The sequence below is a fragment of the Pseudonocardia ailaonensis genome, assembly GCF_039531635.1.
Classification (GTDB): domain Bacteria; phylum Actinomycetota; class Actinomycetes; order Mycobacteriales; family Pseudonocardiaceae; genus Pseudonocardia; species Pseudonocardia ailaonensis.
Genome location: NZ_BAAAQK010000003.1, coordinates 641,989 through 668,757, shown reverse-complemented (window position 1 = coordinate 668,757; position 26,769 = coordinate 641,989). Strand labels below are relative to the sequence as shown.

At 74.0% G+C, this 26,769-nt stretch carries 25 protein-coding genes; 10 read left to right on the top strand and 15 right to left on the bottom strand.

Features of this window, described 5'->3' with window-relative positions; genetic code table 11:
• Positions 1-71: 71 nt before the first annotated feature.
• Genes ABD324_RS05845 through ABD324_RS05835 form a run of 3 tightly spaced genes read right to left on the bottom strand, consistent with a single transcriptional unit; the run spans position 72 to position 4,126 of the window.
• On the bottom strand, positions 72-2,408 hold the full coding sequence (locus ABD324_RS05845; protein ID WP_344413132.1) for a hybrid sensor histidine kinase/response regulator: 2,337 nt from the start codon (positions 2,406-2,408) through the stop codon (positions 72-74).
• Entirely contained in the window at positions 2,405-3,670 is a 1,266-nt protein-coding gene (locus ABD324_RS05840) for a BTAD domain-containing putative transcriptional regulator (RefSeq protein WP_344413130.1), read from the bottom strand. The genes ABD324_RS05845 and ABD324_RS05840 overlap by 4 nt, the downstream gene beginning before the upstream one ends.
• 51 nt (positions 3,671-3,721) lie before the next feature.
• Positions 3,722-4,126: a hypothetical protein gene (locus ABD324_RS05835; protein WP_344413129.1), complete on the bottom strand. Its 405-nt coding sequence runs from the start codon at positions 4,124-4,126 to the stop codon at positions 3,722-3,724.
• Positions 4,127-4,226: 100 nt separating this feature from the next.
• On the opposite strand from ABD324_RS05835, the gene ABD324_RS05830 reads away from it, so the two are divergent.
• Entirely contained in the window at positions 4,227-4,796 is a 570-nt protein-coding gene (locus ABD324_RS05830; protein WP_344413128.1) for a DUF6069 family protein, read from the top strand.
• A 73-nt stretch (positions 4,797-4,869) separates the two neighbouring features.
• On the top strand, positions 4,870-5,244 hold the full coding sequence (locus tag ABD324_RS05825) for a hypothetical protein (RefSeq protein ID WP_344413126.1): 375 nt from the start codon (positions 4,870-4,872) through the stop codon (positions 5,242-5,244).
• Here ABD324_RS05825 and ABD324_RS05820 read toward each other — a convergent pair.
• Positions 5,237-7,126 carry an acyltransferase family protein gene (locus ABD324_RS05820; RefSeq protein ID WP_344413124.1) on the bottom strand — a complete coding sequence of 630 codons (1,890 nt, stop codon included), beginning with the start codon at positions 7,124-7,126 and terminating at the stop codon, positions 5,237-5,239. The two genes, ABD324_RS05825 and ABD324_RS05820, sit on opposite strands and share 8 nt — an antisense overlap.
• Before the next feature lie 295 nt (positions 7,127-7,421).
• On the opposite strand from ABD324_RS05820, the gene ABD324_RS05815 reads away from it, so the two are divergent.
• Entirely contained in the window at positions 7,422-8,543 is a 1,122-nt protein-coding gene (locus tag ABD324_RS05815; RefSeq protein ID WP_344413122.1) for a class I SAM-dependent methyltransferase, read from the top strand.
• A 120-nt stretch (positions 8,544-8,663) separates the two neighbouring features.
• On the opposite strand, the gene ABD324_RS05810 is transcribed toward ABD324_RS05815, so the two are convergent.
• Genes ABD324_RS05810 through ABD324_RS05800 form a run of 3 tightly spaced genes read right to left on the bottom strand, consistent with a single transcriptional unit; the run spans position 8,664 to position 11,520 of the window.
• Positions 8,664-9,533, bottom strand: coding sequence for a TIM barrel protein (locus ABD324_RS05810; protein ID WP_344413120.1), 870 nt, complete (start codon positions 9,531-9,533; stop codon positions 8,664-8,666).
• Between the two features lie 11 nt (positions 9,534-9,544).
• Positions 9,545-10,363 carry an SDR family oxidoreductase gene (locus tag ABD324_RS05805; protein WP_344413118.1) on the bottom strand — a complete coding sequence of 273 codons (819 nt, stop codon included), beginning with the start codon at positions 10,361-10,363 and terminating at the stop codon, positions 9,545-9,547.
• Positions 10,363-11,520 (bottom strand): phytanoyl-CoA dioxygenase family protein, encoded by a 1,158-nt coding sequence (locus ABD324_RS05800; protein WP_344413116.1) that lies wholly within the window; start codon positions 11,518-11,520, stop codon positions 10,363-10,365. Before ABD324_RS05800 ends, ABD324_RS05805 begins: the two co-directional genes overlap by 1 nt.
• A 239-nt stretch (positions 11,521-11,759) precedes the next feature.
• On the opposite strand from ABD324_RS05800, the gene ABD324_RS05795 reads away from it, so the two are divergent.
• A complete protein-coding gene (locus ABD324_RS05795; RefSeq protein WP_344413114.1) occupies positions 11,760-12,776 on the top strand; it encodes a LacI family DNA-binding transcriptional regulator in 1,017 nt (338 codons plus the stop codon).
• A 310-nt stretch (positions 12,777-13,086) separates the two neighbouring features.
• On the opposite strand, the gene ABD324_RS05790 is transcribed toward ABD324_RS05795, so the two are convergent.
• From ABD324_RS05790 to ABD324_RS05780, 3 genes are all read right to left on the bottom strand, one after another.
• Positions 13,087-13,902, bottom strand: a complete 816-nt coding sequence (locus ABD324_RS05790) for an ATP-binding cassette domain-containing protein (RefSeq protein ID WP_344413112.1) — start codon at positions 13,900-13,902, stop codon at positions 13,087-13,089.
• A gap of 24 nt (positions 13,903-13,926) precedes the next feature.
• Positions 13,927-14,994 carry an ABC transporter permease gene (locus ABD324_RS05785; protein ID WP_344413110.1) on the bottom strand — a complete coding sequence of 356 codons (1,068 nt, stop codon included), beginning with the start codon at positions 14,992-14,994 and terminating at the stop codon, positions 13,927-13,929.
• A gap of 94 nt (positions 14,995-15,088) precedes the next feature.
• Complete coding sequence (locus ABD324_RS05780; protein ID WP_344413108.1) at positions 15,089-16,099, bottom strand: substrate-binding domain-containing protein; 1,011 nt, start codon at positions 16,097-16,099, stop codon at positions 15,089-15,091.
• A gap of 168 nt (positions 16,100-16,267) precedes the next feature.
• Between ABD324_RS05780 and ABD324_RS05775 the strand changes: the two genes are divergently transcribed.
• The 3 genes from ABD324_RS05775 to ABD324_RS05765 all read left to right on the top strand — a co-directional run bounded on the left by ABD324_RS05775 (position 16,268) and on the right by ABD324_RS05765 (position 18,766).
• Positions 16,268-17,023, top strand: a complete 756-nt coding sequence (locus tag ABD324_RS05775) for a GntR family transcriptional regulator (protein WP_344413106.1) — start codon at positions 16,268-16,270, stop codon at positions 17,021-17,023.
• A 34-nt stretch (positions 17,024-17,057) separates the two neighbouring features.
• A complete protein-coding gene (locus ABD324_RS05770) occupies positions 17,058-17,915 on the top strand; it encodes a DUF3152 domain-containing protein (protein ID WP_344413104.1) in 858 nt (285 codons plus the stop codon).
• Between the two features lie 86 nt (positions 17,916-18,001).
• Entirely contained in the window at positions 18,002-18,766 is a 765-nt protein-coding gene (locus tag ABD324_RS05765; RefSeq protein ID WP_344413102.1) for an HAD family hydrolase, read from the top strand.
• Here ABD324_RS05765 and ABD324_RS05760 read toward each other — a convergent pair.
• The 3 genes from ABD324_RS05760 to ABD324_RS05750 form a co-directional block, all read right to left on the bottom strand.
• Positions 18,715-19,251 (bottom strand): flavin reductase family protein, encoded by a 537-nt coding sequence (locus ABD324_RS05760; protein WP_344413100.1) that lies wholly within the window; start codon positions 19,249-19,251, stop codon positions 18,715-18,717. The genes ABD324_RS05765 and ABD324_RS05760 overlap by 52 nt on opposite strands.
• A 164-nt stretch (positions 19,252-19,415) precedes the next feature.
• Positions 19,416-20,411 carry a sigma-70 family RNA polymerase sigma factor gene (locus tag ABD324_RS05755; RefSeq protein WP_425565745.1) on the bottom strand — a complete coding sequence of 332 codons (996 nt, stop codon included), beginning with the start codon at positions 20,409-20,411 and terminating at the stop codon, positions 19,416-19,418.
• Between the two features lie 413 nt (positions 20,412-20,824).
• The gene (locus tag ABD324_RS05750) at positions 20,825-22,105 is read right to left on the bottom strand and encodes an alpha/beta fold hydrolase (protein ID WP_344413096.1); all 1,281 of its coding nucleotides are present in this window, start codon (positions 22,103-22,105) and stop codon (positions 20,825-20,827) included.
• Positions 22,106-22,356: 251 nt separating this feature from the next.
• On the opposite strand from ABD324_RS05750, the gene ABD324_RS05745 reads away from it, so the two are divergent.
• From ABD324_RS05745 to ABD324_RS05735, 3 genes are read left to right on the top strand one after another with little or no spacing between them, the layout of a single operon-like run.
• Entirely contained in the window at positions 22,357-24,129 is a 1,773-nt protein-coding gene (locus tag ABD324_RS05745) for a PHA/PHB synthase family protein (protein ID WP_344413094.1), read from the top strand.
• Between the two features lie 20 nt (positions 24,130-24,149).
• On the top strand, positions 24,150-24,527 hold the full coding sequence (locus ABD324_RS05740; protein ID WP_344413091.1) for a helix-turn-helix domain-containing protein: 378 nt from the start codon (positions 24,150-24,152) through the stop codon (positions 24,525-24,527).
• 43 nt (positions 24,528-24,570) lie between these two features.
• A complete protein-coding gene (locus tag ABD324_RS05735; RefSeq protein WP_344413089.1) occupies positions 24,571-24,798 on the top strand; it encodes a hypothetical protein in 228 nt (75 codons plus the stop codon).
• A gap of 68 nt (positions 24,799-24,866) precedes the next feature.
• On the opposite strand, the gene dtd is transcribed toward ABD324_RS05735, so the two are convergent.
• Positions 24,867-25,301, bottom strand: a complete 435-nt coding sequence (dtd, locus tag ABD324_RS05730; protein WP_344413087.1) for a D-aminoacyl-tRNA deacylase — start codon at positions 25,299-25,301, stop codon at positions 24,867-24,869.
• A 7-nt stretch (positions 25,302-25,308) separates the two neighbouring features.
• Positions 25,309-26,769, bottom strand: a complete 1,461-nt coding sequence (locus ABD324_RS05725; RefSeq protein WP_344413085.1) for a DUF7782 domain-containing protein — start codon at positions 26,767-26,769, stop codon at positions 25,309-25,311.

The window sequence follows — 26,769 nt, the reverse complement described above, 5'->3', positions numbered from 1 at the left end:
GGCCCGGGGACGGCGGCGGCCCCGTTCCGCGAGCGAACCCGTCCGCGCTAAACGACCGACAAATGCGCAGGTCAGACGCGGTGGCGCAGGGCGCCGGCCACCCGTCCGAGCTCCTCGCCGATCTGTCCGGCGAGCGCGGGAGCCGGCCGGGGGACCTCCGCCCGCCGGCACAGCTCCGCGAGCGCGGTGGCCCCGAAGCTGTCGCCGAGGCCCTTGAGGGTGTGGGCGGCGTGCTGCGCGGCCGCGGTGTCGCCCCCGTCGAGGGCGGTGCGCAGGCTGTCGAGCAGCTCCGCCGCCTCGTCGAGGAACCCGTCGACCAGGCCGCCGATCTCCGCGTCCCCGACCAGCTCGCGCAGCCGCACCAGGGCGACCGGGTCCAGGGTGGGCCGGACGCCGGCGAGCGCGCGGTCCAGCGCACGCGGCTCGAGCGGTTTGGTGAGGACCTCGTCCATGCCGGCGGCCAGGCACTCCTCCCGGCCGCCCGGCCGGACGTCCGCGGTCACGGCCACGATCCGCGGCCCGGGGCCGGGATGCTCGGCGCGGATCCTGCGGGTGGCCGCGGGGCCGTCGAGCCCCGGCATCCGGACGTCCATCAGGACCACGTCGTAGGGCCGCTCGCGCAGGGCGACGAGCACCTCCTCGCCGTCGGCCACGATGTCCGCGCGGTGCCCGAGCCGCTCCAGCAGCAGCGCGGTCAGGCGCTGGTTGACGGGATGGTCCTCGGCCACCAGGACCCGCAGCGGCGGTCCGGTGGGGGCGGGCGGCTCGACCGGCGCGGGCGGTGGCAGGGGCGTCGTGGCGGCCGGGGCGCGGACGGTGGCGGTGACGGTGGTGCCGGCCCCGAGGACGCTCCGCGCGGTGATCGTGCCGCCCATCAGCGCGCAGAGCCGTCGGCAGATCGCGAGGCCGAGGCCGGTGCCGCCGTAGCGCCGCGAGGTCGACGCGTCCGCCTGGGTGAAGGCCTCGAACACGGCGTCGAGCCGGTCCGGGGGGATGCCGACGCCGGTGTCGCGGACGGCGAAACTCCACTCGAGGACCGCACCGGGGGACGCGGACACGGCCACGGACACGGCCACGGTGATCCCGCCGCGCTCGGTGAACTTCACGGCGTTGCCCAGCAGGTTCACCAGCACCTGCCGCAGCCGCGTGCCGTCCCCGACCAGCCCGGTCGGGGTGCCCGGCGCGATCTCCAGCCGCAGGGCCAGGCCCTTCGCCGCGGCATCGGCGGACACCAGGTCGAGCGCGCCGCGCACGCAGTCGGCGACGGCGACGGGCGCGTGGTCGAGGTCCAGGCGGCCCGCCTCGATCTTCGCGAAGTCCAGCAGGTCCGTGAGCAGGAACAGCAGCGATCCCGCGCTGTCGCGGACGATCTCGGCGTACTCCCGCTGGTCGGGTGCGAGCTCGCCGTCGAGCAGCAGCCCGGACATGCCGATCACGGCGTTCATCGGCGTGCGGATCTCGTGGCTGACGGTGGCGAGGAAGGTGCTCTTGGCCGAGTTGGCGGCCTCCGCGGCGGCGACCGCGGCGTGCAGCTCGGCGGTGCGTTCGCGGACCCGCCCGGCCATCCCGTTGAAGCGCTCGGCCAGGGCCCGGACCTCGCTCACCCCGCTCACCGGTGCCCGCGCGTCCGGTTCACCGGCGGCGATCCGGGCGGTGGCGGCGTCGAGCTCGGCGACGGGACGGAGGACGGCCCGCCGGGTGAGGCCCACGAAGACCGCCATGCCGGCGAGGAGCAGGAGCGCCACGGTGATGGCCGTGGCCGTCCAGGCCCGCGCGCGGTCCGCCGCCTGCGCGGTCTCGCCGGCCGTGCGGGTGTCGACGAGCGAGAGCACCTGGCCGATGGGTTCCATGATCTCGGCCTTGGCGTGGAGGTAGTCGGCGTCGTACAGAAGCCCGCTGGCCTCCGGCCTGCCGACCAGGGTGAACGCCCGTTCCTCGATCTGCGCCAGCGCGTCGGACCGGCTCTGCGCGGTGCGCAGCAGGTCCAGCTCCCGCGGGCTGAAGCCGGCCTGCGCGGCGAGGGTGGCGAAGGCGACGGGTGGTCCGGCGGCGGTGGGGCGACGGCTGCCGTCCGGGTTGTCGACGGGGTCGCTGACGACGTCCCAGTAGATCCCGTCGTAGCCGAGCGGGCGCGGGGCGGTGCCCGCGCGGATCGCGAGGATCTCGCGGAACCAGCCGAGGTAGCGGGGATCGGCCGTGGCGACGTAGCTGCGCGCCATCCGGGTGAGGTCGTCGGAGGTCTGGCGCAGCTCGTAGGCGAGCCGCAGCGACTCCGAGCGGCGGGCCTCGGCGGATGTCGCGTCCTGCATGCTTCGCTCGGCGGCCAGGCTGACCAGCAGCAGGACGGCGAGCAGCACGACCCCGGCGCCGAGCCCCCCGGTGACGAGGGTCCGCAGCGAGCGTCTCACCGCACGGCGGCCCGGGCGTGGTCGACCTGGCGGCGCAGCTGCGCGATCTCGGCCCGCTCGGCCGCCCGGCTCCGCTTGAGCGCCAGCGAGGTCCGCAGCCGGGCCCGCAGCATCTCCGCGCCGAACGGTTTCGGGAGGTGGTCCGTGGCGCCGAGCTCGATGCAGCGCACGACGCTCGCGGTGTCCCCGACCGCCGACACGATGATCACCGGGAGGTGCTCGAGGCCCGGATCGGCCTTGATCGCGGCGAGGGTGGAGTAGCCGTCGAGGACGGGCATCATCAGGTCCAGCAGGACGACGTCGAACTCGTCGGCCCGCAGCAGGTCGAGGGCCTGCGTGCCGTTCTCGGCGGTGTGCACCTCGTGGCCCTGGGCGGCGACGGCGGTGGCGAGGAGCCGCCGGTTGAGGCCGCTGTCGTCGACCACGAGGACCCGCCCGGGGGCGTCGGGCCGGGGCGCCGGCCGCGGGGCCGCGCTCCCGTCGAGGCGGGGGTCCTGGCGGAGGACGGCGGCCTCCAGCGCGCGCAGCCGCGGGCTGGGCTCGAGGCCGAGCTCCTCGCCCAGCACGGCCCGTCCGGCCCGGTAGGCGCCGAGCGCGTCGGCCTGCCGGCCGCAGCGGTACAGCGCGAGCATGAGGTGGCCGCGCGACCGCTCGCGCAGTGGATGGCGCTGGACGTGCCGTTCCAGGTCCGGGACGAGCGCGAGGTGGCGGCCGAGGCCGAGCTCGGCCTCCGCGCGGTCCTCGGCGGCGGTGAGCCGCAGCTCCTCCAGGCGGGCGGCCTCGGCCTGCACGAACGGCGACGCCGGGACGCCGGCCAGTGCGGGCCCGGCCCACAGCTCGGCGGCCCGGTCCAGCAGGTCGGAGGCCTCGCGGTGGTCGTCCGCGGCGAGGGCACGGCGGCCGCGGCCTGCGAGGTCGGCGAAGGCGTGGGCGTCGACGGTCAGCGGGTCCACGGCGAGCCGGTAGCCGCGCCCGGCCGTGACCAGCACCCGGGCCGGGGTGCCGCGGGTGCGGCCGGGCTCCAGCGCGCGGCGCAGGTTGGACACGAAGACCTGGACCGTGGCGGCGGCGCGGGGCGGCGGCTCGTCGGGCCACAGGTCGTCGACCAGCTGCTCGAGGGACACGGTGCGCCCGGCGCGGACCAGCAGCGACACCAGCAGCGCCCGCTGCTTGGGCCCGCCGAGCTCCACCCGGCCGCGGCCGTCCCACGCCTCGACCTCGCCGAGCACCCGGAACCGCAGCGGCGCACACTCCGCCGTCATGCGTCGAGGATCGGTACCGCGTGTGCCGGGGACGTCAGGGCTGGGTGACGATCACGTTGCCGGGCCGCGGGACTGCTGCTCCCGCTCGGCGCGGCGCAGCACGGCCGCGGAGATCCGCACGGCCGACGAGTCGACGATCACGGCGGCGATGCCCCAGGGGCCCACCCAGCCCGCGACCGGGGACCCGCCCGCCGCGAGCGCCGCACCGAGCACGGCGAGGAAGCTGGCGACGCCGACCATCCCGTAGAGCGCGGTCGCGAGCACCGTGTGCGGCACCGGCCGCTGCAGCAGCAGGGCGACGATCGCGAGGGCGGCCAGCGCCAGCACCGCGGACATGACCTGGGCCCAGAGCGCCCCGCCCACGACGGCCAGCCCCGCGTGGGCCACCACGGAGGCGCACACGAGCCCGAGCAGCAGCTTGGGCGGGGACAGCAGACCGGTGGGGGGTGTGGTCACGGGAACGAGCGTAGGCCCACCCGTCCGTGCCCGGGGTGCCGACTTCCCCCGGCCGCCGGTGCCCTCCACACTGTGCTCCACCACTGCACGAGGGGGATGGATGTCCAGCGGCTACGGATCCGGCGGCGGCTACGGCACCTGGGACGACCGGGAGGAGGAGCCGACCCGGCAGTTCGCGGGTTACGAGTCGAGCTGGGAGCGGCAGGGGCAGAACCCGCAGTCCTCCCCGCCGCCCCGCGAGCCGGCCCGCCCGACCGTCGACGCGGCCCGGCTCTGGGCCGCCGGGCTGGCGACGGCGATCGTGGCCGCCCTGGTCGCGATGGTCGGCACCCTGATCGTGCGGGCGGTGCTGCGGATCGCCTTCAACGGCCCGGCCAGCTCCGGGGCGCTCGGCGACTCCCGGACCGTCCTGCTCTGTGTGCTGTCGGCCGTCGCGGCGCTGGCGGCGACCGGGCTCGCGCACCTGCTGCTGCTCTCGACGCCGCGGCCCATGACCTACCTGTCCTGGATCGTCGGGCTGGTGACGGTGGTGGCCGCGCTGCTGCCGCTGCTCGGCAGCGCGCCGATCGGGGAGCGGGTGGCCACCGCGGTGATCCACCTGGTCGTCGGTCTGGTGATCAGCAGCCTGGTGGCCGGCGCCGGCGCGTCGGCCCGCAAGGTCCGGCGGTAGGGGTCAGCTCCGTGCGGTCACATTTCGGGCGGGGGATCCGACACCGTGGTGAACCGACCCCACGGAGGATCCCATGCTCGGCCGCAACAGCTACACCCGTGACGAGCTCGACGTCGCCCGCGCGCACGTCGACGCCCTGCTCACCGCCGTCCGCGCCACCCCCGAGCCGGCGCTGCTCGCCGGCACCGTGCTCGTCCTCGACCGGTTGTTCGTGCACCGGGTGCGGGCCGTGTCCGGCAAGGACACCAACCCGGTCACCGAGGTCGAGCTGTTGGCGACGTCCCTGCTGGCCGGCGGCACGATGGTCGACCAGAAGGCCGTGAAGTGGGTGCCGGCGAGCTCGGTCACCGGGATCGCGGCGGGTGCGCCGGTGGTGCTCGACCTCGCGACCGTCGAGAACCTCGCCGAGGCGTACCTCACCGAGATCGAGAAGCGCTTCGTCAGCTAGGGAGCGCGGCGCGGATCGCCGTGGCCAGGACCGTCCGGCCCCGGACGGTGGGATGCACGCCGTCCGGCCCGAGGACCGACCTGTCCCGGGCGACGAGCGCGGCCCAGTCCACGAACGCGACCTGCGGTGCGTGTCGCTCGGCGGCGGCCCGCAGGACGCGGTTGTTCGGGTCCTGCCAGCGGCGCGGCACGGAGACCCCGACCAGGACGACGGGCCGGTCTCCCGCGGCGGTGATGACGCCCTCGACGTCCGCCGCGTCGACGGTGCCGTTGGCCCCGAGATCGACGACCACGGGCCCGCGGTGCGCGGCGGCCCACGCCCGGACCGCGGCCGGGGCGCCGGCGTACTGGCGGCCGACCTTGGCGTCGACGGTGGTGCCCGGGCCCAGCGCCTGGGTGAGGGCGTCGGCGCTGCCGAGTGCGATGGAGTCGCCGAGGACGTAGGCGGGGCCGGTCGCGGCCGGCTGGGTCGGCGCGGGCTGGGTCGGCGTGGGCTGTGTGGGCGCGGGCTGGGTCGCGGCCGGAGCCGGGGTCGTGGCAGGGGGCGTGGTCGGTGCCGGGGCGGGGGCTTCGCTCGTGGTCGCGGGCGGTGCGGCGAGCGGCAGGGTGGGCTCGGCGGGACGGGTCAGCGCGACCACGGCGGACACCACGAGAGCCGCGACGACGGCCGCGACGGCGCCCGACGCGAGGCGCGTGAGCCGTGCCCGTTGTGCCATCCGCCGGATCGCTCCTCGCCTGATCGGGGTCTCCAGCCACCGATACGATGCCTCGGCGACCAGCAAGGTCGCCAGTACCCGCCCGCAGTCGACCAGCCACACGGGACCGGGCAGGTCCGCTCCGGGCCTGGTCAGCACCAGGATCGGCCAGTGGTAGAGGTAGATCCCGTAGGAGCGGCGGCCGATCGCGGTGAGCAGCCTCACGGAGAGCAGCCCGCGCACGGCGGGACCGGCGCCCGTGGCGGCCACCAGCACCGCCGCCGTCAGCAGGGCGGTGCGCAGGAAGCCGCCGTGCTCGTAGAGGTCCGCGGAGAACTCCGAGGCGACCGTGAAACCGACCAGTAGGGCGACGAGCGCGGCGACGCCGACGAGGTCGTACACCGCGCGGGTGCCGGCGGAGCGCGGCCGGTCCCAGCGTTCCGGCGTCCAGAGCAGCGCGGTCGCGGCGCCCACGAGGAAGCCGGAGGCCCGGGAGTCCGTGGCGTAGTAGGCGAGCCCGCTGGCGTCCGGGTCGAACTGCCAGGCCGTCGCGACCGCCGACACCCCGGCCAGCACCAGGGCCGCGAAGGCCGCCCGGCGGCGGCCGAGCACCGCCAGGACCCCGGCGAACAGCAGCGGCCACAGCACGTACAGCTGGCCCTCGACGGCCAGCGACCAGATGTGCAGGAAGGGCCCGGGCCGCTCGAAGGACTCCGCGTACGGCACCCCGCCCAGGACCAGGTGCCAGTTCTGGACGTAGAACAGTGAGGACAGCGCGTCCCCGCGAAGCCCCGACGCGGTGGCCGGGAGCAGCAGCCGGAACAGCAGCAGGGTGCCCAGGACGCAGGCCACGAGCGCCGGGACCAGCCGCCGGGCCCGGGCGAGGGCGAACGCCCGCACGCCGATCCGCCCGTGCCGGCGCAGCTCGGCCGACAGCAGCTGGGTGATCAGGAACCCGCTGAGGGTGAAGAACACCTCGACCCCGAGGAAACCGCCGCCCGCCCAGGTCAGGTCCAGGTGGTAGGCGAGGACGGCCAGCACCGCGAGCGCCCGCAGCCCGTCGAGACCCGGGGCGTGGGGCACGGCGAAGGGGTTCGGGACGGGCCGGACGCGAACCGGTGACGCGCGGGGGAGATCGCCGGCGCGGGGCCGGGGGAGCTCGCTGCGGTGCTCCTCGAGCAGAGACACGCGCACCCCCTTCTCCCGATCGGGTGAGGGTGGCACGAAAGATCGAATCTGCCCAGCCCGTCGACCGCGTGTCGCGCGCAGCCCGCCCGGAATTCGTGTCCGGAATTAGATCATGAATGGCGGGAACGGGACATCGCACGGTCGGGTGCAATCGCCGGGAGGGCCGAGTCGGGGACCGGGAAGCGCTGCGCCGCATGCTTTCGTGCACGGGCCGCGGCGGTGCGGCATTCACATTCGGACGTCGGGTGATCGCCCGTGCACATGCGCACGGGCGAAGGTCCGTTATGGAGGAACGATGGCGGGGAACGGGGAACCGGGCGGGGTCGCCGGGCGTCCGGCGACCGCGACGGCGGCCAGGGTCGCGGCGCGGTGGGGCGGCACCCGGCTCGACCCGCACGGCCAGGCCCGCCGGGCCCGCGCCGAGCCGCTGCAGGCCGAGGCGCGCACCGGCCTGCGGGAGGTCCTCGAGGCCGTGATGCTCACCCGCGAGGTCCGCGGCGTGGTGGAGGTCGGCGGCACGGAGGTCGGCGGCACGGAGGCCGGGGTCGTGGGCGGGCGGGATCTCGCGGGCGCGGCCGTGCGGGTGGGTCAGGGGGGAGCGGCCGGGGGCTACCGCGAGCTCGGTGCGACGACCGTCCACCGGGTCGGGTCCGGTCCGGATGCCGCGCCCGGGGTCGTGCCGGTGGAGTCCCTGGTGGAGGCGCCCGTCGCGGATCTCTACGTGCTCGACGGGCCCACCGACCACACCTCGGTGCTCGACGCCCTCACCGTGGTGCTCGCCGCGGCACCGGACGCCGTGGTGCTGGTGCACGACGTCCTGTGGCCCACGGGCCGGCGGGACCGGTACCCGGCCGGGGCCGCCGCGGCCCGGTCCACCGGGCACGAGGGCGCCCTCGTGCGGCACGACGGGGTGAGCCCCGCCGGGATCGTCGGCGCCTTCGCCACCGCGGTCGAGGCCGGCGGGCAGCGCAACGGCGTGCTGACGGCGGTGGAGGACGCGATCGCCGGCGCCCCCGAGCCGTGGAGCCTCGCGATCGTCCCCGCGCTCTCCGGGCTCGCCGTGCTGGCCCGGGACGGGGCGCCGTTCGCCGAGGAGCTGTGGGAGGCACTGCTGCCCTGGACGAACTCCGAGCTGCTCGCACTCCTGGAGCGGAACCGGATCGCGCTGTACTCGCAGGTCCAGGAGCTGCGCCACGGGGCGGCCCTCGCGGCGGCGGAGACCGAGGACCTCCGGTCGCGGCTGCGCTCCTGCTCGCGGCGGCTCGACGCGGCCTGGGACGAGGTCGCCGAGCAGCGCGCCACGATCGCCCGCTACGAGACCACGATCGAGCAGCAGCAGGCCCGCCTCGACGAGCCGGCGAACCCGCTGGCCGCGGTCCTGGCCCGGGCACTCCACCGCCACACCCCCCGACCTTGACCCTCATGATCGCCGAGCCGGACCCATGGGCGCCGCTATCGGCGCTCATCGGTCCGAGGTGCTGATCACCGGTCTCGGGGAGCGGGGTGGCCGTGGTCGGGGAGGGTCCCGGGGGGCTCGTCAGGCGAGCAGGCTGCGGAGGTGCTCCACGCTGGTGTGGACGTCCGCCGCAGGGCCCACGCCCGTCGGGGCCTCGGTGAGGATCGTGTCCTGCTCCAGTACGTACCAGCCCTGGTAGTCGCGGGCGCGCAGGGAGCCGACGATCGACCCGAAGTCCACGTCCCCGCTGCCCAGCGGCCGGTACATGCCGGCGCGGACGGCGTCGGTGTAGCTGCGCCGCCCGTCCTGCACCTGCCGGGCCAGCCCGAGGTCGACGTCCTTGAAGTGCGTGTGCGCCACCCGTTCCGGCGCCTGCCGCGCCAGCTCGGCGGGGTCCGTGCCGCCGATCAGCAGGTGGCCGGTGTCCAGGCACAGCGCGACGGACGAGCCCTCCAGGACCCGCCGGACGTCGTCGCCCGTCTCGACCATGGTGCCGACGTGCGGGTGCAGCACGGTCTCGACGCCCGCCGCGGCGGCCGCGGCCGAGATCCGGTCGAGGTTCTCCAGCAGGGTCTTCCAGCCGGCGTCGTCGAGCTGCGGGCGGGAGTCGTAGCCGGTGAGGCCGGTGTCGGCGGAGAGCACGAGGGTGCCCGCGCCGGCGGCCCCGTACGCCGGCAGCAGCGCCTCGACGCCCGGGACGGGATCGTGGTCCGCCAGGTGCAGCAGGGTCGGGGTGAAGCCGCCGACCGCGGTCAGGTGATGGGCGGCCAGGGTGGCGGCCTTCGCGGCCGGGGCGTCGGGCAGGAAGCCGTCCGGCCCGAACTCGGTGGCGGCGAGGCCGACCTCGGCCATCTCGGCGAGGACGCGCTCGGGGGTGAGCTGGTAGCCCCAGCCGGGCACCTCGCACACGCCCCAGGAGATCGGGGCTCCGGCGATCTTGTTCTGTCCCATGGGAAACACTCCTAGTCGTGGGCGCCGATCACGGCCTGGTCCCACTCGACGACCGAGCCGGTGACCACGCCGCTGCGGTCGGAGAGCAGGAAGACGACCATCTCGGCGATCTCCGCCGGGTCGCCGAGCCGGCCGGCGGGCAGGCCCGCCGCCGCGCGCTCGCGCCAGTCGTCGCCGGCGGCGTGGAACGCGCGCTGGGTCGCGTCCTCGCCCTCGGTGTCCGTCCAGCCGATGTTGAGCTGGTTGACCCGGACGCGGTCGAAGCGGTGGGCATGGGCGACGTTCTTGGTCAGCGCCGCGAGCCCGCCCTTCGCCGCGGCGTAGGGGGCGAGCACCGGCGCGCCGCCGTAGCCCTGCTCGGACCCGATGTTCACGATCGTGCCGGGCGCCTTGCGCCGCAGCATGTCCCGCACCACGGCCTGCATCGCGAAGAACGGCCCGCGCAGCCCGACCGCGACGTGCCGGTCGAACAGCTCCGGTGTGGTGTCCAGCAGCGTCCCGCGGTCCGTCAGCCCGGCCGCGTTGACCAGCGAGTCGACCCGCCCGAACTCGGCGACGACGGCGTCGACCGCCGCCCGCACCTGCTCCGGATCGGCGACGTCGCAGGGCACGAACACCACTCGGGCGTCGAGGGGAACGTGGGCCACGTCCCGGGGACCCGGGACGTGGCTCGCGTTCATCTCGGCGGCGAGCTTCTCGCCGTGCTCGCGGCGGCGGCCCGTGATGGCGACGCGGGCACCGGCTGTGAGGGCGGCCCTCGCCACGGCGGCGCCGACCCCGGAGGTGCCGCCGCTGACCAGGACGACCTTGCCGTCGAGCAGCGGGGGCATCAGGTGGTCCGCTTCGCGGAGTGGGCGGTGAGGGCGGCGTCGAAGGTCGCGTCGTCCTGCCCGAGCAGCACCGCCTCGGTGAGCAGGTCGGCCTGCGAGGGCGGGGCCAGGCCGTCGACCGGGGGATCCCGGTCGAGGTTCGTGGGGAAGGCGTAGCCCTCGGCGGCCGAGGCGATCACCGCGCGCAGCGACTGCTCCGAGGCGCCCGCCGCCCGCATCCGGCGCAGCGCCGGCAGCACCGCGCGGCTGACCCGGGCCCGGTCGACGTGCTCCATCGCGCGCCCGAAGGCCGAGCTGACCTGCAGGAGGTTCGCGATCCGCTTGACGTCCGACGTCCGGTTGGTGCCGGCGCCGTGGATCACCGCGGGATTGAAGAACACCGCGTCGCCGGCCTGCAGCGGCAGCTGGACGTGGTGCTCGGCGAAGTAGGCGCGGAAGTCCTCGCGCTCGGCGACGAGGTAGCCGTGCGCGTACTTCTGCGAGTGCGGCAGGTAGAGCGTCGGTCCGGTCTCGAGCGGCATGTCGCAGTGGGCCACCGCGCCCTGCAGCGTCAGCGCCGGGGTGAGCGCGTGCTGGTGGGCGGGCCAGCGGGCCGCACCCGCCGGCGTCATGAAACCGAGGTGGTAGTCGCGGTGCGGGCTCTGCGCCGTGCCGCCGGGGTTCACGACGTTGACCTGGCTCGTGACCTGGTAGGCCGGGCCGAGCCAGGCCTCGCAGACCAGGGCCAGGACGTCGTTGGCGTAGTAGGCGGCGAAGGTGTCCGCGTCCGCGAGCGCGAGCTTCTCCAACGCGTTCCAGACCCGGTCGTTGCTGCCGGGCCTCGCGAAGTGGTCGCCGATCGTGATGCCGGCGTCGTGCTGCGCCCGGATCAGCGCGAAGAACGCCTCGGTGGCCCGGTCCAGCACGCTGCGGTCGCCGAAGGCGCCGCGGATCGCGACGATCCCGGGGCCGTCGAGCAGGGCGCGGGCGAGCTCGTCGCGGACCTCGGCGGGATCGCCGAGCCGCAGGCCGGCGGCCTGGTACACGGTGACACCGGAGACGATCTCGGCGCGGGGGAAGTCGGCCGGATCGGTCTCCCGCTCGACCACGGCGCGCAGGTCGTCGACCCGGGCGCTCGCCGGATCGAGCCGGGCCGGGGTGCGGACGGAGCTCGTCATCGGGTTCCTCTCCGAGGGATTTGAAGCGCTTTAAACACGAGTATGGTGCGGGGTGCGGGAAGATCGTGTCAAGGGTGGGGGAAGGATCGGGCGGTCGGTTCCGCGTGGACCGGTCGTCGTCGCCTCGCTCCGCCGCAGCGGGATCGGCGGGGGAGGACCGGCCGGGCGGGCGAGGTGCGGCGGGGCCGGCGCGGCGGAGTCGGTGCGGGGCGGTTCGGCAGGGCGGGAAGGGTGAGGGTGTGGCGGGGAAGCGGGTCCGGCTCGGTGACGTGGCCGCGGCCGTGGGCGCGTCGCCGGCATCCGTGTCGCTCGTGCTCCGCGGGGCGCCCGGGCCGAGCGCGGAGATGCGCGAACGGGTCCTCGAGGCGGCGCAGCGGCTCGGCTACCGGCCCGACCGCGCCGCGAGCTCCCTGGCGAGTCGCCGGTCCCGGCTGATCGGCCTGCTGGTCGACGTCCGCAGCCCCTTCCACGCCGACGTCGCCGCCCACCTCCAGGATGCCGCCGAGGCCCGCGGCTACGATCTCGTCCTCTCCACCGTCACGCCCAGCCGCGGGGAGGACCGCGCGGTCGAGACGCTCCTCGACTCCCGCTGCGAGGCGCTCGTCCTCATCGGACCGGACGCGCCGGCGGACCGGCTCGGCGAGCTCGCCGCGACCGTCCCGCTGGTGGTGCTGTGCCGGCGGCTCGAACCGGTGTCGGTCGCCCCGGACGTCGTGCGGACCGCCGACGAGGTGGGCACCGCCCTGGCCGTCGAACACCTGCACCTGCTGGGGCACAGCATGATCGCGTACGTCGACGGCGGGCCGGGCACGGTCGCCCGCGACCGCCGGGACGGCTACCTGCACGCCATGGCCGCCCGCGGTCTCGCGCCGCGGGTGCTGCCCGGCGCCGGTACCCCGCCCGGCACCGAGATCATCGGCATCCGGGCGGCCGAGGCCCTGCTCGACGGGGGCGAGCTGCCCACCGCGGTGGTCGCCTTCAACGACCGCACCGCCGTCGGCCTGCTCGACACGCTGTCCCGCAACGGGATCGACGTGCCGGGGGAGGTCTCCCTCGTGGGCTACGACGACGACCCCTTCTCCCGCATGGCCCACGTCGACCTCACCACCGTCGGCCAGGACACCGAGGCCCTCGCCGGGCGGGCCGTCGAGGCGGTCGTGGCGCGCCTCGACGGTGGTCGGGAGGAGGCGGCCCCGGAGCAGGTCCTGGACCCCTACCTCGCGGTCCGCCGCACCACCGGCCCCCGCCGGGCGTGAGATCGGCACCAGCGCTGTTCCCGGCTCGCTTCACGACGCAGGTGCTGATCTCACGACCGCCTACGGCCGACCCGATCGCCGCTCGGGGCGTGTCCGGTGAGCGCTCTGGGCCTGATGATCACGCCCGCGGGTGATCACCAGGACCTCAGCGTCGGATGATCATGGAAAATCCGCGCTGGTGTCCTGATGATCACTCAGGCGGACCTGCCCGCAGGCCGTCGCAGGTGTGTGTTTCGGCCTACCGAAAGTGCCGACTCGCGGGGTGGGGGTGGTGCCGTCGGGGCGGCCCGGCGGCTGCTCCACTCCCGCGTCAGCGTTCGAGCTCGTGGGCGAGCTCGGCGAGCTCCTGGCCGCCGGCCATCTCGCCGGTGAGCTCCTCGAGGGAGACCTCGGAGCGGGTGCGGTCGAGGACCCGGCGGCCCAGTTTCAGGATGATGAAGTGGTCGCCGACCATGTAGGCGTGGTGCGGGTTGTGCGTGATGAACACGACGCCCAGGCCCGCGTCGCGGGCGGCGGCGGTGTACTTGAGGACCACGCCGGACTGCTTGACGCCCAGCGCGGCGGTGGGCTCGTCGAGGATCAGCACGCGGGCGCCGAAGTACACCGCCCGCGCGATCGCCACGCACTGGCGCTGGCCGCCGGAGAGTGTGCCGATGGGCTGGTTGATGTCCTTGACGTGGATGCCCATCTTCTTGAGCTCGGCGTCGGCGATCTCGCGCATGCCGGTGATGTCCAGCGGTGCGCCGGGCCAGCGGCCCTTGCGGATCTCGGAGCCGAGGAAGAAGTTGCGCCAGACCTCCATGAGCCCGACGACGGCGAGGTCCTGGTAGACGGTGGCGATGCCGTGATCGAGGGCCTCGCGGGGGGAGGAGAAGCGCACCTCCTCGCCGTCGACGCGCAGGGCGCCCTCGGAGTGGGAGTGCAACCCCGAGATGATCTTGATGAGGGTGGACTTGCCGGCGCCGTTGTCGCCGAGTACGCAGGTGACCTCGCCGGCCTTGACCGTCAGGTTGACGCCCTCGAGGGCGCGGATGGCGCCGTAGGCCTTGCCCACGCCTTCCATCTCGACGAGCGGGGTGCCGACCTGCAGGGTGTTGTCGGCGTGCTCGATGATCGTGTCAGTCATGATCGTTTCTCCTGTCCGCCGCTGCTATTTGCGCCGTGAGGCGGAGTTCTTGACGTACAGGTTGACGAGGACGGCGAGCAGGAGCATGACGCCGAGGAAGGTCTTGAACCAGTTGGGGTCCCAGCCGGCGTAGACGATGCCCTGGGTGGTCATGCCGAAGATGAACGCACCGATGGCGGAGCCGAGTGCGGAGCCGAAGCCGCCGGTGAGCAGCGCGCCGCCGACGACCGCGGCGACGATGTAGATGAGCTCGTTGCCGACGCCGAGCCCGGCCTGGACGCTGGCGAAGTTGAACAGCAGGTGCTGGCCGAGGAACCAGGCGCAGAACCCGACGCCCATGAACAGCCCGATCTTCACCTTCGCCACCGGGACGCCGACCGCGCGGGCGGAGTCCTGGTTGCCGCCGACGGCGAAGATCCAGTTGCCGGTGCGGGTGCGCAGCAGCAGCCAGGTGGCGGCGAGCATGAACAGCAGCCACCACAGCACGCTGATCTTGAGGCTGATGAAGCCGAGGTTGATGTCCGAGGCGAAGATCGCCTTGGCCGAGGCGAAGCCGTCCATGTTCGAGATGTTGTTGGTGGCGACGGTGCCGGTGACCAGCTTGGTGACGCCGAGGTTCACGCCCTGCAGGACGAAGAACGTCGACAGGGTGATCAGGAACGAGGGCAGCTTCGTCTTGACCAGCAGCCAGCCGTTGAGGAACCCGATGGCCAGTGAGATCAGCAGCGAGACGACGACACCGACCCACACGTTCACGGAGAACTGGAAGCTGATCATCGCCGAGGCGAGTGCGGAGGTGGTGACCGCGACGCCGGAGGACAGGTCGAACTCGCCGCCGATCATCAGCAGCGCGACGCCGAGGGCGACGATGCCGATGGTGGAGGAGGCGTAGAGGATCGTCGAGAGGGCCTCGGCGCTGCGGAACGGCGGGGCGATCGCGAAGAAGAACACGAAGATCGCCACGGCGGCGGCGAAGGCGCCGATCTCCGGGCGGGACAGGATGCGGGCGCCCAGCGACCGCTGGACGCGGACGGGCTCCTGCTTCGACCTGGTGTCGGGTGCGGACGGTGGGGTCGCGACGGGTGAGCTCATGCGCTGCTCCAACGGGCGGATGTGGCGGGTCGGCGGGGACGGGACCGGGGCGGCCGGTGCTGTGTGCGAGCAGGCCGGCCGCCCCGGGTCCGGGTCACCGCTTGTTGTTGGCGGTGTACGGCAGGATCTGGGCGATGTTGGTCGAGTCCACGAGCGACGGCCCGGTCAGCACCGGCTTGCCGCCGCCGATGTCGTTACCGTTGCTGAGGTTGAGCCACAGCGACTCGACGGCCATGTAGCCCTGCACGTACGGCTGCTGGTCGACGGAGAACTCGATCTTCTTGTCCTGGATCGCCTTCGCGGCGTCCTGGTTGAGGTCGAAGGTGATCAGCTTGACCTTGCTGCCGATCGTGCCGCCGGACTGCAGGGCGGCCATCGCGATCGGCGCACCGAGGGTCACGACGTCGGTGATCGACGGGTCCTGCGAGAGCTTCGCACCGATGGTCTGCTGCACCGAGGGCAGGTCCGCTCCGTTGACCTGGAGGTTCTCCGTGTTCGGGAAGGTCTTCTTGACACCCGCGCAGCGCGCCTCGAGCGCGACCGAGCCCTGCGCCTGGATGACGCAGAGGGTCTTGCCGCCCGGGGTCTCCGAGGTGATCTTCTGCCCGATGGTCTGCCCGGCGAGGTCCTCGTCGGAGCCGAAGTACATCTTGGCGCCGGCGGCCTTGTACTGGTCGAGGCCCTGGTTGAACGCCACGACCGGGATCCCCGCGTCGGCGGCCTTCTTCGCGACCGGGACGACGGCGTCGGCGCTGGACAGCGTCACGGCGAGGCCGTCGACCTTGGAGTCGATCGCGTTCTGCACGAGGGTGGCCTGGTCGGGACCGTTCTCGTTGTTCGAGTACTTGAGGGTGATGCCGTGCGAGGCGGCCGCGTCCTGGGCGCCGGCACGGATCTTGTCCCAGAAGGTGTCACCGGCCTGCTCGTGGGTGACCATCGCGATCGTGTAGTTCTTGCCGCCGGTCACGGCGGCGCCCCCGGAGGAACCACTGCCGCCCGTGTTGGTGGCAGCCGCGCCGCCTGTGCTGCTGCAGGCCGCAAGTGTGAGTGCGGCGCCCGCGAACGCCGCCACGAGGGCCATCGTCCGCTTCCCGGATCGGAACATCGTCGTCCTTCCTGAAACTGCTCTCGTCTTCGAGTCGTGCGGGACCGCAGGTGGGCGTCCGGTCCGTTGTGACTCCGAACACCGGGGTCAGGTGTACGCTCGTCAGGGTCGTACGTCAATACTTTGTCCTGACATAATTTGTCAGGACATAGAGAGGAGCGGTGGCGCGTGGACCGTCAGCAGGGTGCCGGATTGGTCCCGGACGTCACACTGGATCGCACCAGCCCGGTGCCGCTCTACTACCAGGTCGCGACGCGTCTGCAGCAGCAGATCGAGGAGGGGGACATCCCCGTCGGGTCGCGGCTGGAGAACGAGGTCGAGCTCGCGGACCGGCTCGGGGTGTCCCGGCCGACCATGCGCCGCGCCATCTCCTACCTGGTCGAGCGCGGCATGCTGATCCGCAAGCGCGGGGTGGGCACGCAGGTGGTGCACCCGAAGGTGCGCCGGCCGGTGGAGCTGTCCAGCCTCTACGACGACCTGCTCAAGTCCGGGCAGTCGCCGCGCACCGAGATCCGCGAGCTGGACGTGCGCCCGGCGCCGGACCAGATCGCGGAGGCGCTCGGCATCCCCTTCGGGGCGGACGTCGTGTGGATCGAGCGGCTGCGCTACGCGGGCGACGAACCCCTGGCCCTGATGCACAACGCCGTGCCCGCCGGCCTGCTCACGCTGCGCCGGGAGGATCTCGAGCGCAACGGGCTCTACGACCTCCTCCGGGCCGCCGGGCACGTGCCGCGCATGGCCAACCAGATCGTCGGCGCGCGGGTGGCCACCTCGGCAGAGGCCCGCACGCTCGAGGAGTCCCGCGGGGCGCCGCTGCTCACCATGACCCGCACCGCGTGGGACGCCGCGGGCAAGGCCGTCGAGTACGGCAACCACCTCTACCGGGCCAGCCGCTACTCGTTCGAGCTCAACCTGACCAGCTGAGCCGCCCACCGCACGGGGGTGGGAAGCTGCCCTCGTGCGGGACGGGAGCGGGACGGGACCGGGTGCGGCGCTCGGCAGGGCGGTCGCGCTCCTCGCCTCGATCTCCGCGGTCGCCGCACTCGCGGTCCCCGTGCTCCTGATCGGGTTCGCCGCGCGCAGCCCCGGGGCTGCCCTGCCTCCGGTCGCGCCGGCTCCGGCGGTCGCGGTTCCCGGTGTGCCGCAAGGAGAGGCCGGCCCCCTGCGGCCATCGGAGCCCACGAGCGGCCCGGGCTCCGTCCCGGCTCCGACCACTCCCGCCCCGACCACCCCTGCCCCGACCACCCCGGCGCTGCCCACGGTCGACCTGCTCGCCGGGCTCACCGCGCGGACGGTGCCGATGCAGGGCAACGGCAATCTCGTCGTCGTGCCGGGCGGCAGCGCCGCGCCCGGGACCGGCCCGGTCCGCGTCCTGCGCGTGGAGGTCGAGGACGGGCTGCCGGTCGACGCCCAGGCCTTCGCGCAGTTCGTGATGGACACGCTCAACGACCCGCGCGGCTGGGGTGCCGGCGGCCGGATGTCGTTCGCGCGCACGGACGGCGAGGCCCCGATCCATCTCGTGCTGGCCACCCCGGACACCGCGGACCGGCTGTGCGCGCCGCTCGACACGGCGGGCGAGGTGTCCTGCCGCAACGAGCAGAACGTCGTCCTCAACTTCCGGCGCTGGGTCGAGGCCACGCCCGAGTTCGCCGCGAACCCGACGGGCTACCGGCAGTACCTCGTGAACCACGAGGTCGGCCACGCGCTGGGCCACGGTCACGAGCTCTGTCCGGGACCGGGACAGCTCGCGCCCGTGATGCAGCAGCAGACCCTCGGCCTCGACGGATGCACCGGCAACAGCTGGCCCTACCCGTAGGGAGCGCACCGCGCGGCGGTGAGCCGTTCACCCGGACGTCGCCCGGCCGCCGCCGGTTGCTCATCCGCACACGGTGGGCTGCACGGATGCGGTTGGCGGTCCTCGATCTCGCCGGCACCACCGTGGTCGACGACGGTCTGGTGCTGGATGCGGTGCGCCGCGGCCTGGTGTCGGTCGGCGTGCCGGTGGCCGGGCCGCGGATTCCCGCGCTCGAGCGGCAGGCGGTGGCGGCGGCGGACCGGCCGACGCTCGCCGTGTTCACGGACCTGCTCGACGGCGACGTCCGGCGCGCGCGGCTGGCGGCGGAGGCGTGCGAGGCCCGCCTGCGGGACGCGGCGGCGGAGGGCGCCGTGCGGCCCGTGGCCGGTGCGGCGGAGGCGATCGGCGCGCTGCGCGAGGCGGGCCTGACGGTCGCCCTGGTCAGCGGCTTCGCGGCCGAGACGCGGGACGCGCTCGCACAGGCGGCAGGGCTCGCCGTGGACCTGATGCTGGGGCCGGCGGACGTGCGGGGGCGGGGACTGCCCGAGCCGGACCTGCTGCTGGCCGCGGTCGACGCGGCGGACACCGAGCGGGCCGAGACGGTGGTGGTGGCGGACTCGACGGCGGGCATCGCGGCGGCGACCCGGGCCGGGACCGGCCTGGCGCTGGGGGTGCTGGGTGGCGCGAACGCGGGCCCGCGGCTGCGGCGGGCCGGCGCCCACGACGTGATCCGCTCCGTGGCGGAGCTACCGGCGCGGCTGGGGCTGCCCCAGCCTGCGCCGGCGCTGCTCGTGTCGGTCCCCGAGCAGGCGGTACCGGCTCAGCCGGTCTCCTCGTCGACACCGGGAGGCAGCGGAGCCGTGATGCCGTAGGCGCCGCGGTAGAACAGTAGTGGCAGCCGGGCCGGGTCCGCACCCAGGTCCGACACCTGGCCGACGACCATCGTGTGGTCGCCGCCGTCGTACTCGTTCCAGAGGGTGCAGTCGATCCAGGCGCTCACGCCCTCGAGCACCGGCGCGCCCGACGGGGCGGGAGCCCAGTTCACGCCGGCGAACTTGTCCGTGCCGGAGCGGGCGAACCCGTTGCTGTACTCCTGGTGGTCCTCGGCGAGGACGTTGACGCAGAACCTGCCGACCTCGCGGATGCGCGGCCACGTGGTGGACGAGCGCGCGGGGGAGAAGGTGATCAGCGGTGGATCCAACGACAACGAGGCGAAGGACTGGCAGGTGAAGCCGATCGGCTCCGCGCCCTGCGCGGTGATCACGACCACCCCGGAGACGAAATGCCCGAGGACCTCGCGCATCGCCTGCGGAGTGACGGGCTGGGGAGTCTGCGTCGAACCCGGCGAACCACTCATGGGCGCGAGCCTAGGCACCGGCGCCGCTCCTGACCATGGTTACGTGTCCCGTTCCTCAGTGCGCCACCGGGCGAGCCCGGTGCGCCACCGGGAGAGCCGGACACCGCGAGAACACGACGGCCCTCGCACCCGTTCGGTGCGAGGGCCGTCCTCGTGCTCGGGGGTCAGCTGGCGTAGGCGCGCAGCCGGTCGGCCCGCTCGCCGACCCGCAGCTTCGCCATCACCTCGCGCTCGATCTGCCGCACGCGTTCCCGGGAGAGCCCGAACCGGCGGCCGATCTGGTCCAGGGTGCGCGGCTGGCCGTCGTCGAGGCCGTAGCGCATCCGGATGACCAGCTGCTCGCGCTCCTCGAGGGTGCCGAGCACGCGGCGCAGGTCGTCGTGCAGCAGGTGGCTGATCACGGTGTTCTCCGCGTCCGCCGCCTGGTCGTCCTCGATGAAGTCCCCGAGCGGGGCCTCCTCGTCGGAGCCGACCGGCATGTCGAGGCTCACCGGGTCCCGCGCGTGGTCGAGCAGGTCCGCGATCTTCTCCTCGGGCAGGCCGGACTCGGCGGCCAGCTCCTCGTGGGTGGCCTCGCGGCCGAGGCGCTGGTGCATGTCCCGCTTGATCCGGGCCAGCTTGTTGACCTGCTCCACCAGGTGCACGGGCAGCCGGATGGTGCGGGCCTGGTCGGCCATGCCGCGGGTGATCGCCTGGCGGATCCACCACGTGGCGTAGGTCGAGAACTTGAAGCCCTTGGCGTAGTCGAACTTCTCGACCGCGCGGATCAGGCCCAGGTTGCCCTCCTGGATCAGGTCCAGCAGCGGCATCCCGCGGCCGGTGTAGCGCTTGGCCAGGCTCACCACGAGGCGCAGGTTCGCCTCGAGCAGGTGGTTGCGCGCCCGCTCGCCGTCGCGGACGACCGCGCGCAGGTCGCGGGCGTAGTCGGCGTCGAGGGCGGTGCCCTCGGTGTCGAGGACGTGCTTCGCGAAGACGCCCGCCTCGATCCGCTTGGCCAGGTCGACCTCCTGCGCCGCGGTGAGCAGCGCCGTCTTGCCGATCCCGTTGAGGTACACCCGGACCAGGTCCGCGGCCGGGCTCTGCGCGTCCAGGTCCTCGGCGGTGAGCTCCGGGCGCTTGCGCGCGGCGGTGTCCGCCTCGTCCCAGTCGGTCTCGGCCACCGGAGCGGTCGCCTTCACCGGGTTCACCCGTGCGGCCGCCGCAGCCCGTGCCGGCGAGGTACGCTGGCTCGGAAGACGGCCCGCGGAGCCGCGCCGAACGGGGGCCGACTGGGCCGACTCACGCTGTGCGGGGTCGAGTGCGGGTTCCATCGTCGGTGCAGTCATTGACGTTCCTCCCCTTACGCGACCCGGGCGGCGCCGGTGTGGTGCACCGCCGGGGTTCTACAGGGTTGAACGTCGCCTCCGGGATAAACGTTCCCGGCCCCGCACACCGCCGTGCGGGTGAACGACGGGCGTCCTGACGGGGTCGCCGACGCCACCCCTGCTGTCCGACATTTCCCCCGGTGAGGGCGTCGTGGCCGCCGGTTTCGTACCGGAATGTGATCCCGCCCACGACGCCGGACACCTGCGGCTCAGGCCACCTCGGACAGCCCGTCCACCGACCGCCGGAACACCTGCGCCATGAGGGCGGGCCAGTCCTCGGCGAGGGCCTTCTTGCCCGTGAACAGGCCGAGGTGGCCGCCCGCGGCGGTGCGCTCGACGATCTCCGCCGCCGGCGTCGACACGTGGTCCGCGATCGCGAACAGCTGAGCGGGTGGCGTGATGTGGTCCGTGGCGCCCGCGAGCAGGAACAGCGGGCAGGAGATCGCCCCGAGCTTCGCCGGACGGCCGCCCACCGTGAGCTCGCCGCGGACGAGCCGGTTGCGCCAGAACAGGTTCTCCACGAGCCAGAGGTAGAAGGCGCCGGGGATGTCCTGGGTGTGCTTGAACCAGTCCTCGAAGACGCGGTAGCGCTCGACGTGCTGGGCGTCGTCGATGTGGGCGAGCAGCTGGAGCTGCCGGCCGATCTCCACCTGCGGCTGCATCATGACGAAGTTGCTCAGCACCGCAGCGCCGGACATGGTGCCGCCGTTGGCCGCGACGAGGCCGCGGTAGGGGAGCATGCCGAACCGGCCGGCCAGCGCTGCCGTGGACGCGGCGATCACCGAGTCGCCGGCGTGGAAGTCGATCGGGGCGCCCGCGAGGGTCAGCGTGTGCACCCGCTCGGGATGCAGGGTGGCGTAGATCGCGGCCAGCCAGCCGCCCTGGCAGTCCCCGACCAGGTTCGCCCGGCCGCCCATCCGCCGGATGGAGCGGTCGACGACGTCGATGTAGTCGTCGATCGTGACGTGCTTCGTGGCGGAGGTGGCCGGCCGCCAGTCCAGCGCGTACAGCCGGGTCAGGCCGGACTCGCGGATGGCGGCGAGCTGGCTCTGCCCCGGCGCGAAGTCGGCCACCGTGGAGCTGTGCCCGGCCTGCGGCGGCAGCACGAGGGTGGGCACGACCGCAGCGCCGCGGTCGGCGTCCCGGGTGAAGTCGCGGAGCACGGCGAAGTCGGTCTCGAGCGCGATCTCGTGCTCCAGACGCCAGCGCGGCTCGGCCCGGTCGACCATCGTGGAGGCCCACAGCATCGTGCGGGTGGGTGCCGTCCAGGGCCGCTTCGCCAACGAGAGCCAGGCCGAGCCGGCGGACGACGCCGCCTCCCTGAGGGTGCGCGCGGTCGTCTGCGCCCCGTGGCGGGCGAGGTAGCGGTAGGGGCGGTCGAACGACGGTGCGTCGGCCGTGACGGGCGTGCCGGCGAGATGCTCGCTGCCCTCCTCGTCCAGCAGGGTCGTGTCGGCCCGCTGGTCGCGGGCGCCGCTGGTGCTGCTCATGGCATTTCTCCGATCCCCGGTGACTCGGTTACCACAGAGTAGGTGGTGATGGGGATACTGAGCAACTCAGGCGTACTCGGAAGTAGCGCTTGGGATACCGATCGGAAGTGGATCTGGTGAGCGGGGACACGGACGTGACCTCGTGCGGTGACCGGATCACTACCGACGGGTACCCCCCACCATGGGACCCCCGCCGGTGGTTCGACAGGGCCGCCCCGGGGAATGCACGCGACATGGGGAGGCGCAGGCGGATGACGTCCACGGGACCGGTCACCGACACGGAGGGCCCGACGCAGGAACGGGCCCGGGGGATCCTGGAGGAGACGGTGGGCGTGGTGAATGCCGTCCGCGATCGTCTCGACCCCAGGTCGGTTGCGGCCCGGGTCGATCCGGTGGGCTTCGGCTCCGCCCTCGCCGGCGCCGTGAGGTCCGCCGTGAGCCACCCCCGTACGTCCGCCCGGATCGGGCTCGGCTGGGGGCTCGACACCGTACGGGCGAGCGGCGTCTCGGCGGTGCGGGCGGTCGGGGGCACCGCCAAGGGTCCGGCCGTGCTGCCGGAGTCCGACCGCGCCTACGCCGATCCGGTGTGGGAGGAGAACGCCTGGTACTGGCTCTGCCGTCAGCAGTCGGCGCTCTTCTGCGCGCGGCTGCGCGAGCTGGCCGGCGCCGTCGAGCTGGACCCGGTCGCGCAGCGCAAGATCGACTTCCTGGTCGCCCAGATCGTCGAGGCGGCCGCACCCGCGAACTGGCCCGTCAGCAGCCCGGCCATGGTGCAGTCGGCGTTCCGTACGGGCGGCAGGTCGCTGGCGCGGGGCCTGCGCAACGCGGTCCGCGACATCACGCAGAACGGCGGCATGCCGCGCCAGTTCGTGCCGGGCGCCTACGCGGTGGGGGAGACCCTGGCGGCCACGCCCGGGACCGTCGTGTTCCGGAACCGGCTGGTCGAGCTGATCCAGTACGCGCCGCAGACGCCCACGGTGCACGAGATCCCGCTGCTCATGAGCCCGCCGTGGATCAACAAGTACTACATCATGGACCTCGCTCCGCAGCGCAGCCTCGTGGAGCGGGCGGTGCAGGACGGGCACACCGTGTTCATGATCAGCTATCGGGACCCGGACGAGTCGCTGCGCGAGCTCACCATGAGCGACTACCTGCGCGAGGGCCTGCTCGCCGCGCTCGACGCGGTGCAGGAGATCACCGGCGCCCCCAAGGTCAACGTCGCGGGGCTCTGCCTTGGCGGGACCATGGCGGCCGCCGCGCTGGCCTGGCTCGCGGCCCGTGGGGACGAGCGGGTCAACTCGCTGACCCTGATGAACACGCTGCTGGACTTCAGCCGGCCGGGCCTGCTCGGGGTGTTCACCGACGAGGCGACCGTCGACCGGCTCGAACGCGTCATGCGCAAGGACGGGTACCTGCCCGCGGCGAGCATGAAGCGCACGTTCGACCTGCTGCGCGCCACCGACCTGGTCTGGGGCTACGCCGGCTCGGGCTGGCTGCAGGGGCAGGACCCGGCGCCGTTCGACATGCTGACCTGGAACGGCGACTCCACCCGGATGCCGGCCGAGATGCAGACCGAGTACCTGCGCACCTGCTACCTGGCCAACGAGCTGGCCGAGGGCAAGCTCGAGCTGGCCGGCGAGCGGCTCGAGCTCGGCGCGATCACCCAGGACAGCTACGTGATCACCGCCGAGCGGGACCACATCGCGCCCTGGGACTCCGTCTACATCGGAGCGCGGCTGTTGGGCGGGAACGTCCGGTTCGTGCTCTCGAACTCCGGGCACATCGCCGGCGTCGTCAACCCGCCGTCGGCCAAGTCGAGGCACTGGTTCGCCGACTCGTCGGAGCTGCCCGAGCGCGCCCAGGACTGGCGGGACGACGCCGTCGAGCGCCGGGCGAGCTGGTGGGAGGACTGGACGCCGTGGATCGCGGAGCACGCGGGGGAGATGCGCACGCCGCCGGCGACCGGCTCCGCCGCCCACCCGCGGTTGGTGGAGGCGCCGGGGACGTACGTCCTGCGGGGATGAACCCCCCTAGGCTGGCGGGCATGGCGAACGACGACGGATGGCCGGGGCGGGTGAACGCGCTGGGTGGGTTCATCCGGGCGCAGCGGCAGATGGCCAACCTCTCGCTGCGGGAGATGGCCTCGATGACCCGGGTGTCCAACGCCTACCTGTCCCAGGTCGAGCGCGGCCTGCACCAGCCTTCGCTGAAGGTCCTGCACTCGATCGCGGACGCGCTGCACCTCAACGCCGACGAGCTCCTCAAGCAGGCCGGCTGGGGCGGCGACCCGGAGGGGGCGCAACCCGAGGACCCCACGCCCCGGATGTGCACCGTCGAGGAGGCGGTGCGCGCCGAGACCCGGCTGACGAACGAGCAGAAGGCCGCGATCATCGGCGTCTACCGGAGCTTCCTGAGCACCTGAGGCCTGATTGACATACTTAACGGAGACGCGTAGTTTAGTGCGCATGGCCGAGAACACCAGCACCACCGAGAAGCTCACGGGTTTCGTGAACGCCTGGTCGGACGCGCTCACCGCGCTGACCCCGTTCCGCCCCTCCACCGCCGACGCGAAGGCCCTGCTCGACAGCTCCTTCATCGCCGCCGAGAAGGTCCTCGCCGGGCAGCGCGACCTCGCCCGCACCGTGCTCGACGCGGGTGTGTCCCTCGTGGACCGGGTGACCCCGGACCGTTAGTCGGCTCGCTGCGCCGGTCGGGGTGCAGCGCGGGTCGGGGTGCCGGGCCGGTCGCGGTGCGGAGCCGGTCAGGTCTCGACGAGCACGGTGAACGGGCCGTCGTTGACCGACGACACCCGCATGTCGGCGCCGAAGATCCCGGTCTCGACATGGCTGCCCGCCTCGCGCAGGGCTGCCACCACCGCGTCGACCAGCGGTTCCGCCTCCTCGGGGCGGGCCGCGGCGGACCAGGAGGGCCGGCGGCCCTTGCGGGTGTCCCCGTAGAGCGTGAACTGGCTGACCACCAGCAGCGGCGCGCCTGCATCGGCGCAGGAGCGCTCGCCCGCGAGCAGCCGCAGCTCCCGGAGCTTGCGGGCCATCCGCGCGGCCGACGCGGCTCCGTTCTCGCCGTCGCCGGCCGCCACGCCGAGCAGGACGAGCAGCCCCTCGCCCTCGATCGCGCCGACGACCGTCCCGTCGACCTCGACGGAGGCGCCGTCGACCCGGGCCGCCACCGCTCTCATGCGGCGCTCACGCCGGGAGCAGGACGCCGTGGCGCACGAACTCGCGCACCGCGGGCAGGGTGGCGCGCACCAGCTCGTCGGCCGGGCGGTCGTGGGCGAAGGACAGCAGCGCGACCAGCTCCTCCAGCGGCAGGGCGCCGGAGCAGCCCGCGAGCAGGGCCGCGGCGGGCTCGTCGACCTCGTGGCGCCACTGCGGGCCGTCGGCAAGGACGACGGCGGCCCCGGCCTCGGACCACCCGTCGCTGCCGGCCACCGAGTAGTGCTCCAGGGTCGCGCTGGGGGACAGCCGGAAGCGCGCGCCGAGCAGTGCATCGTCACTCGGGTGGTCGCGGAGCCAGGCCACGCGCTCGAGCCAGCCGGCCATCTCGCCGTGCAGCGGATCGGCCAGCTCGCCCGGCAGGTCCTCGATCACGATCTCGGGCGACCGCCCGTCCGGCACCACACGGAGCAGCAGGAAGCCGAACCCGACGGCCTCCACCCGCTCGGCCTCGAGCCAGTCCAGCCATTCGGCGGCCTGGGCCCGGGTCGACGGCGCGGTGAGGTCGAGCCCGGCGTCCCGCTGCCAGGTGCCCACGTGCAGGGCGGGATCGGTGACCTCGCGCTGCACGATCCACGCGTCGCACCCCGGCGGGATCCAGGAGCGGACCCGCTCGGGCCAGTCCTCGCCGCGGACGTGCAGCCAGGAACCGAGCAGCTGGGCGCGCCCACCGGGCCGCAGCCGCGACGGCAGGTCGCGCAGCAGGCCGGCGAGCGCCGCGTCCCCGGCCTGGCCGGAGTCCCGGTAGACGTAGTCGACGCGTGCCGGGCCGGGCACGAACGGCGGGTTGGACACGATCGCGTCGAACGTCCGCCCGGCGACCGGCTCCAGCCAGGGCCCCTCGGCCAGCTCGACGTTGGTGATCCCGGAGAGCGCGAGCGTGGCCCGGGCGGTGGCGAGCGCGCGCGGCGCCACGTCGGTGGCCGTGACGACCGTGGAGAAACGGGAGGCGTGCAGCGCCTGCACCCCGCAGCCGGTGCCGAGGTCGAGGGTGTCCGCCACGGGCGTGCGGACCAGCGAGGACGCGAGGGTGAGCGAGGCGCCGCCGACGCCGGTCACGTGGTCGCGGTCCTGCCGCGACGCCGGGGTGTCCAGATCGGACAGGACGAACCAGTCCGTCTCCTCCTCGCCGTACGGGCGGAGGTCCATCGCGGCGCGCAGCCCGTCCGGCGCGCGGGTGAGCAGGCCGCCCTCGACCAGCGCGTCGATCTCCGGCAGCGGCGGGGCCGCCTCGGTGCCGCCGAGCAGGAACAGCCGGACCAGCGAGCCGAGCCCGCCGGCCTCCCGGGTGGCGCGGGCCGGGGCCTCGAGCTCGCCGCGGGTCAGCGCGGCGTGGGCGCCGGGACCGAGCAGTTCGCGGACCCCGGTGGTGGTGTAGCCCGCGGCGAGCAGGGCGTCGCGCAGCCGGGCGCAGGTGGAGTCGGAGAGCAC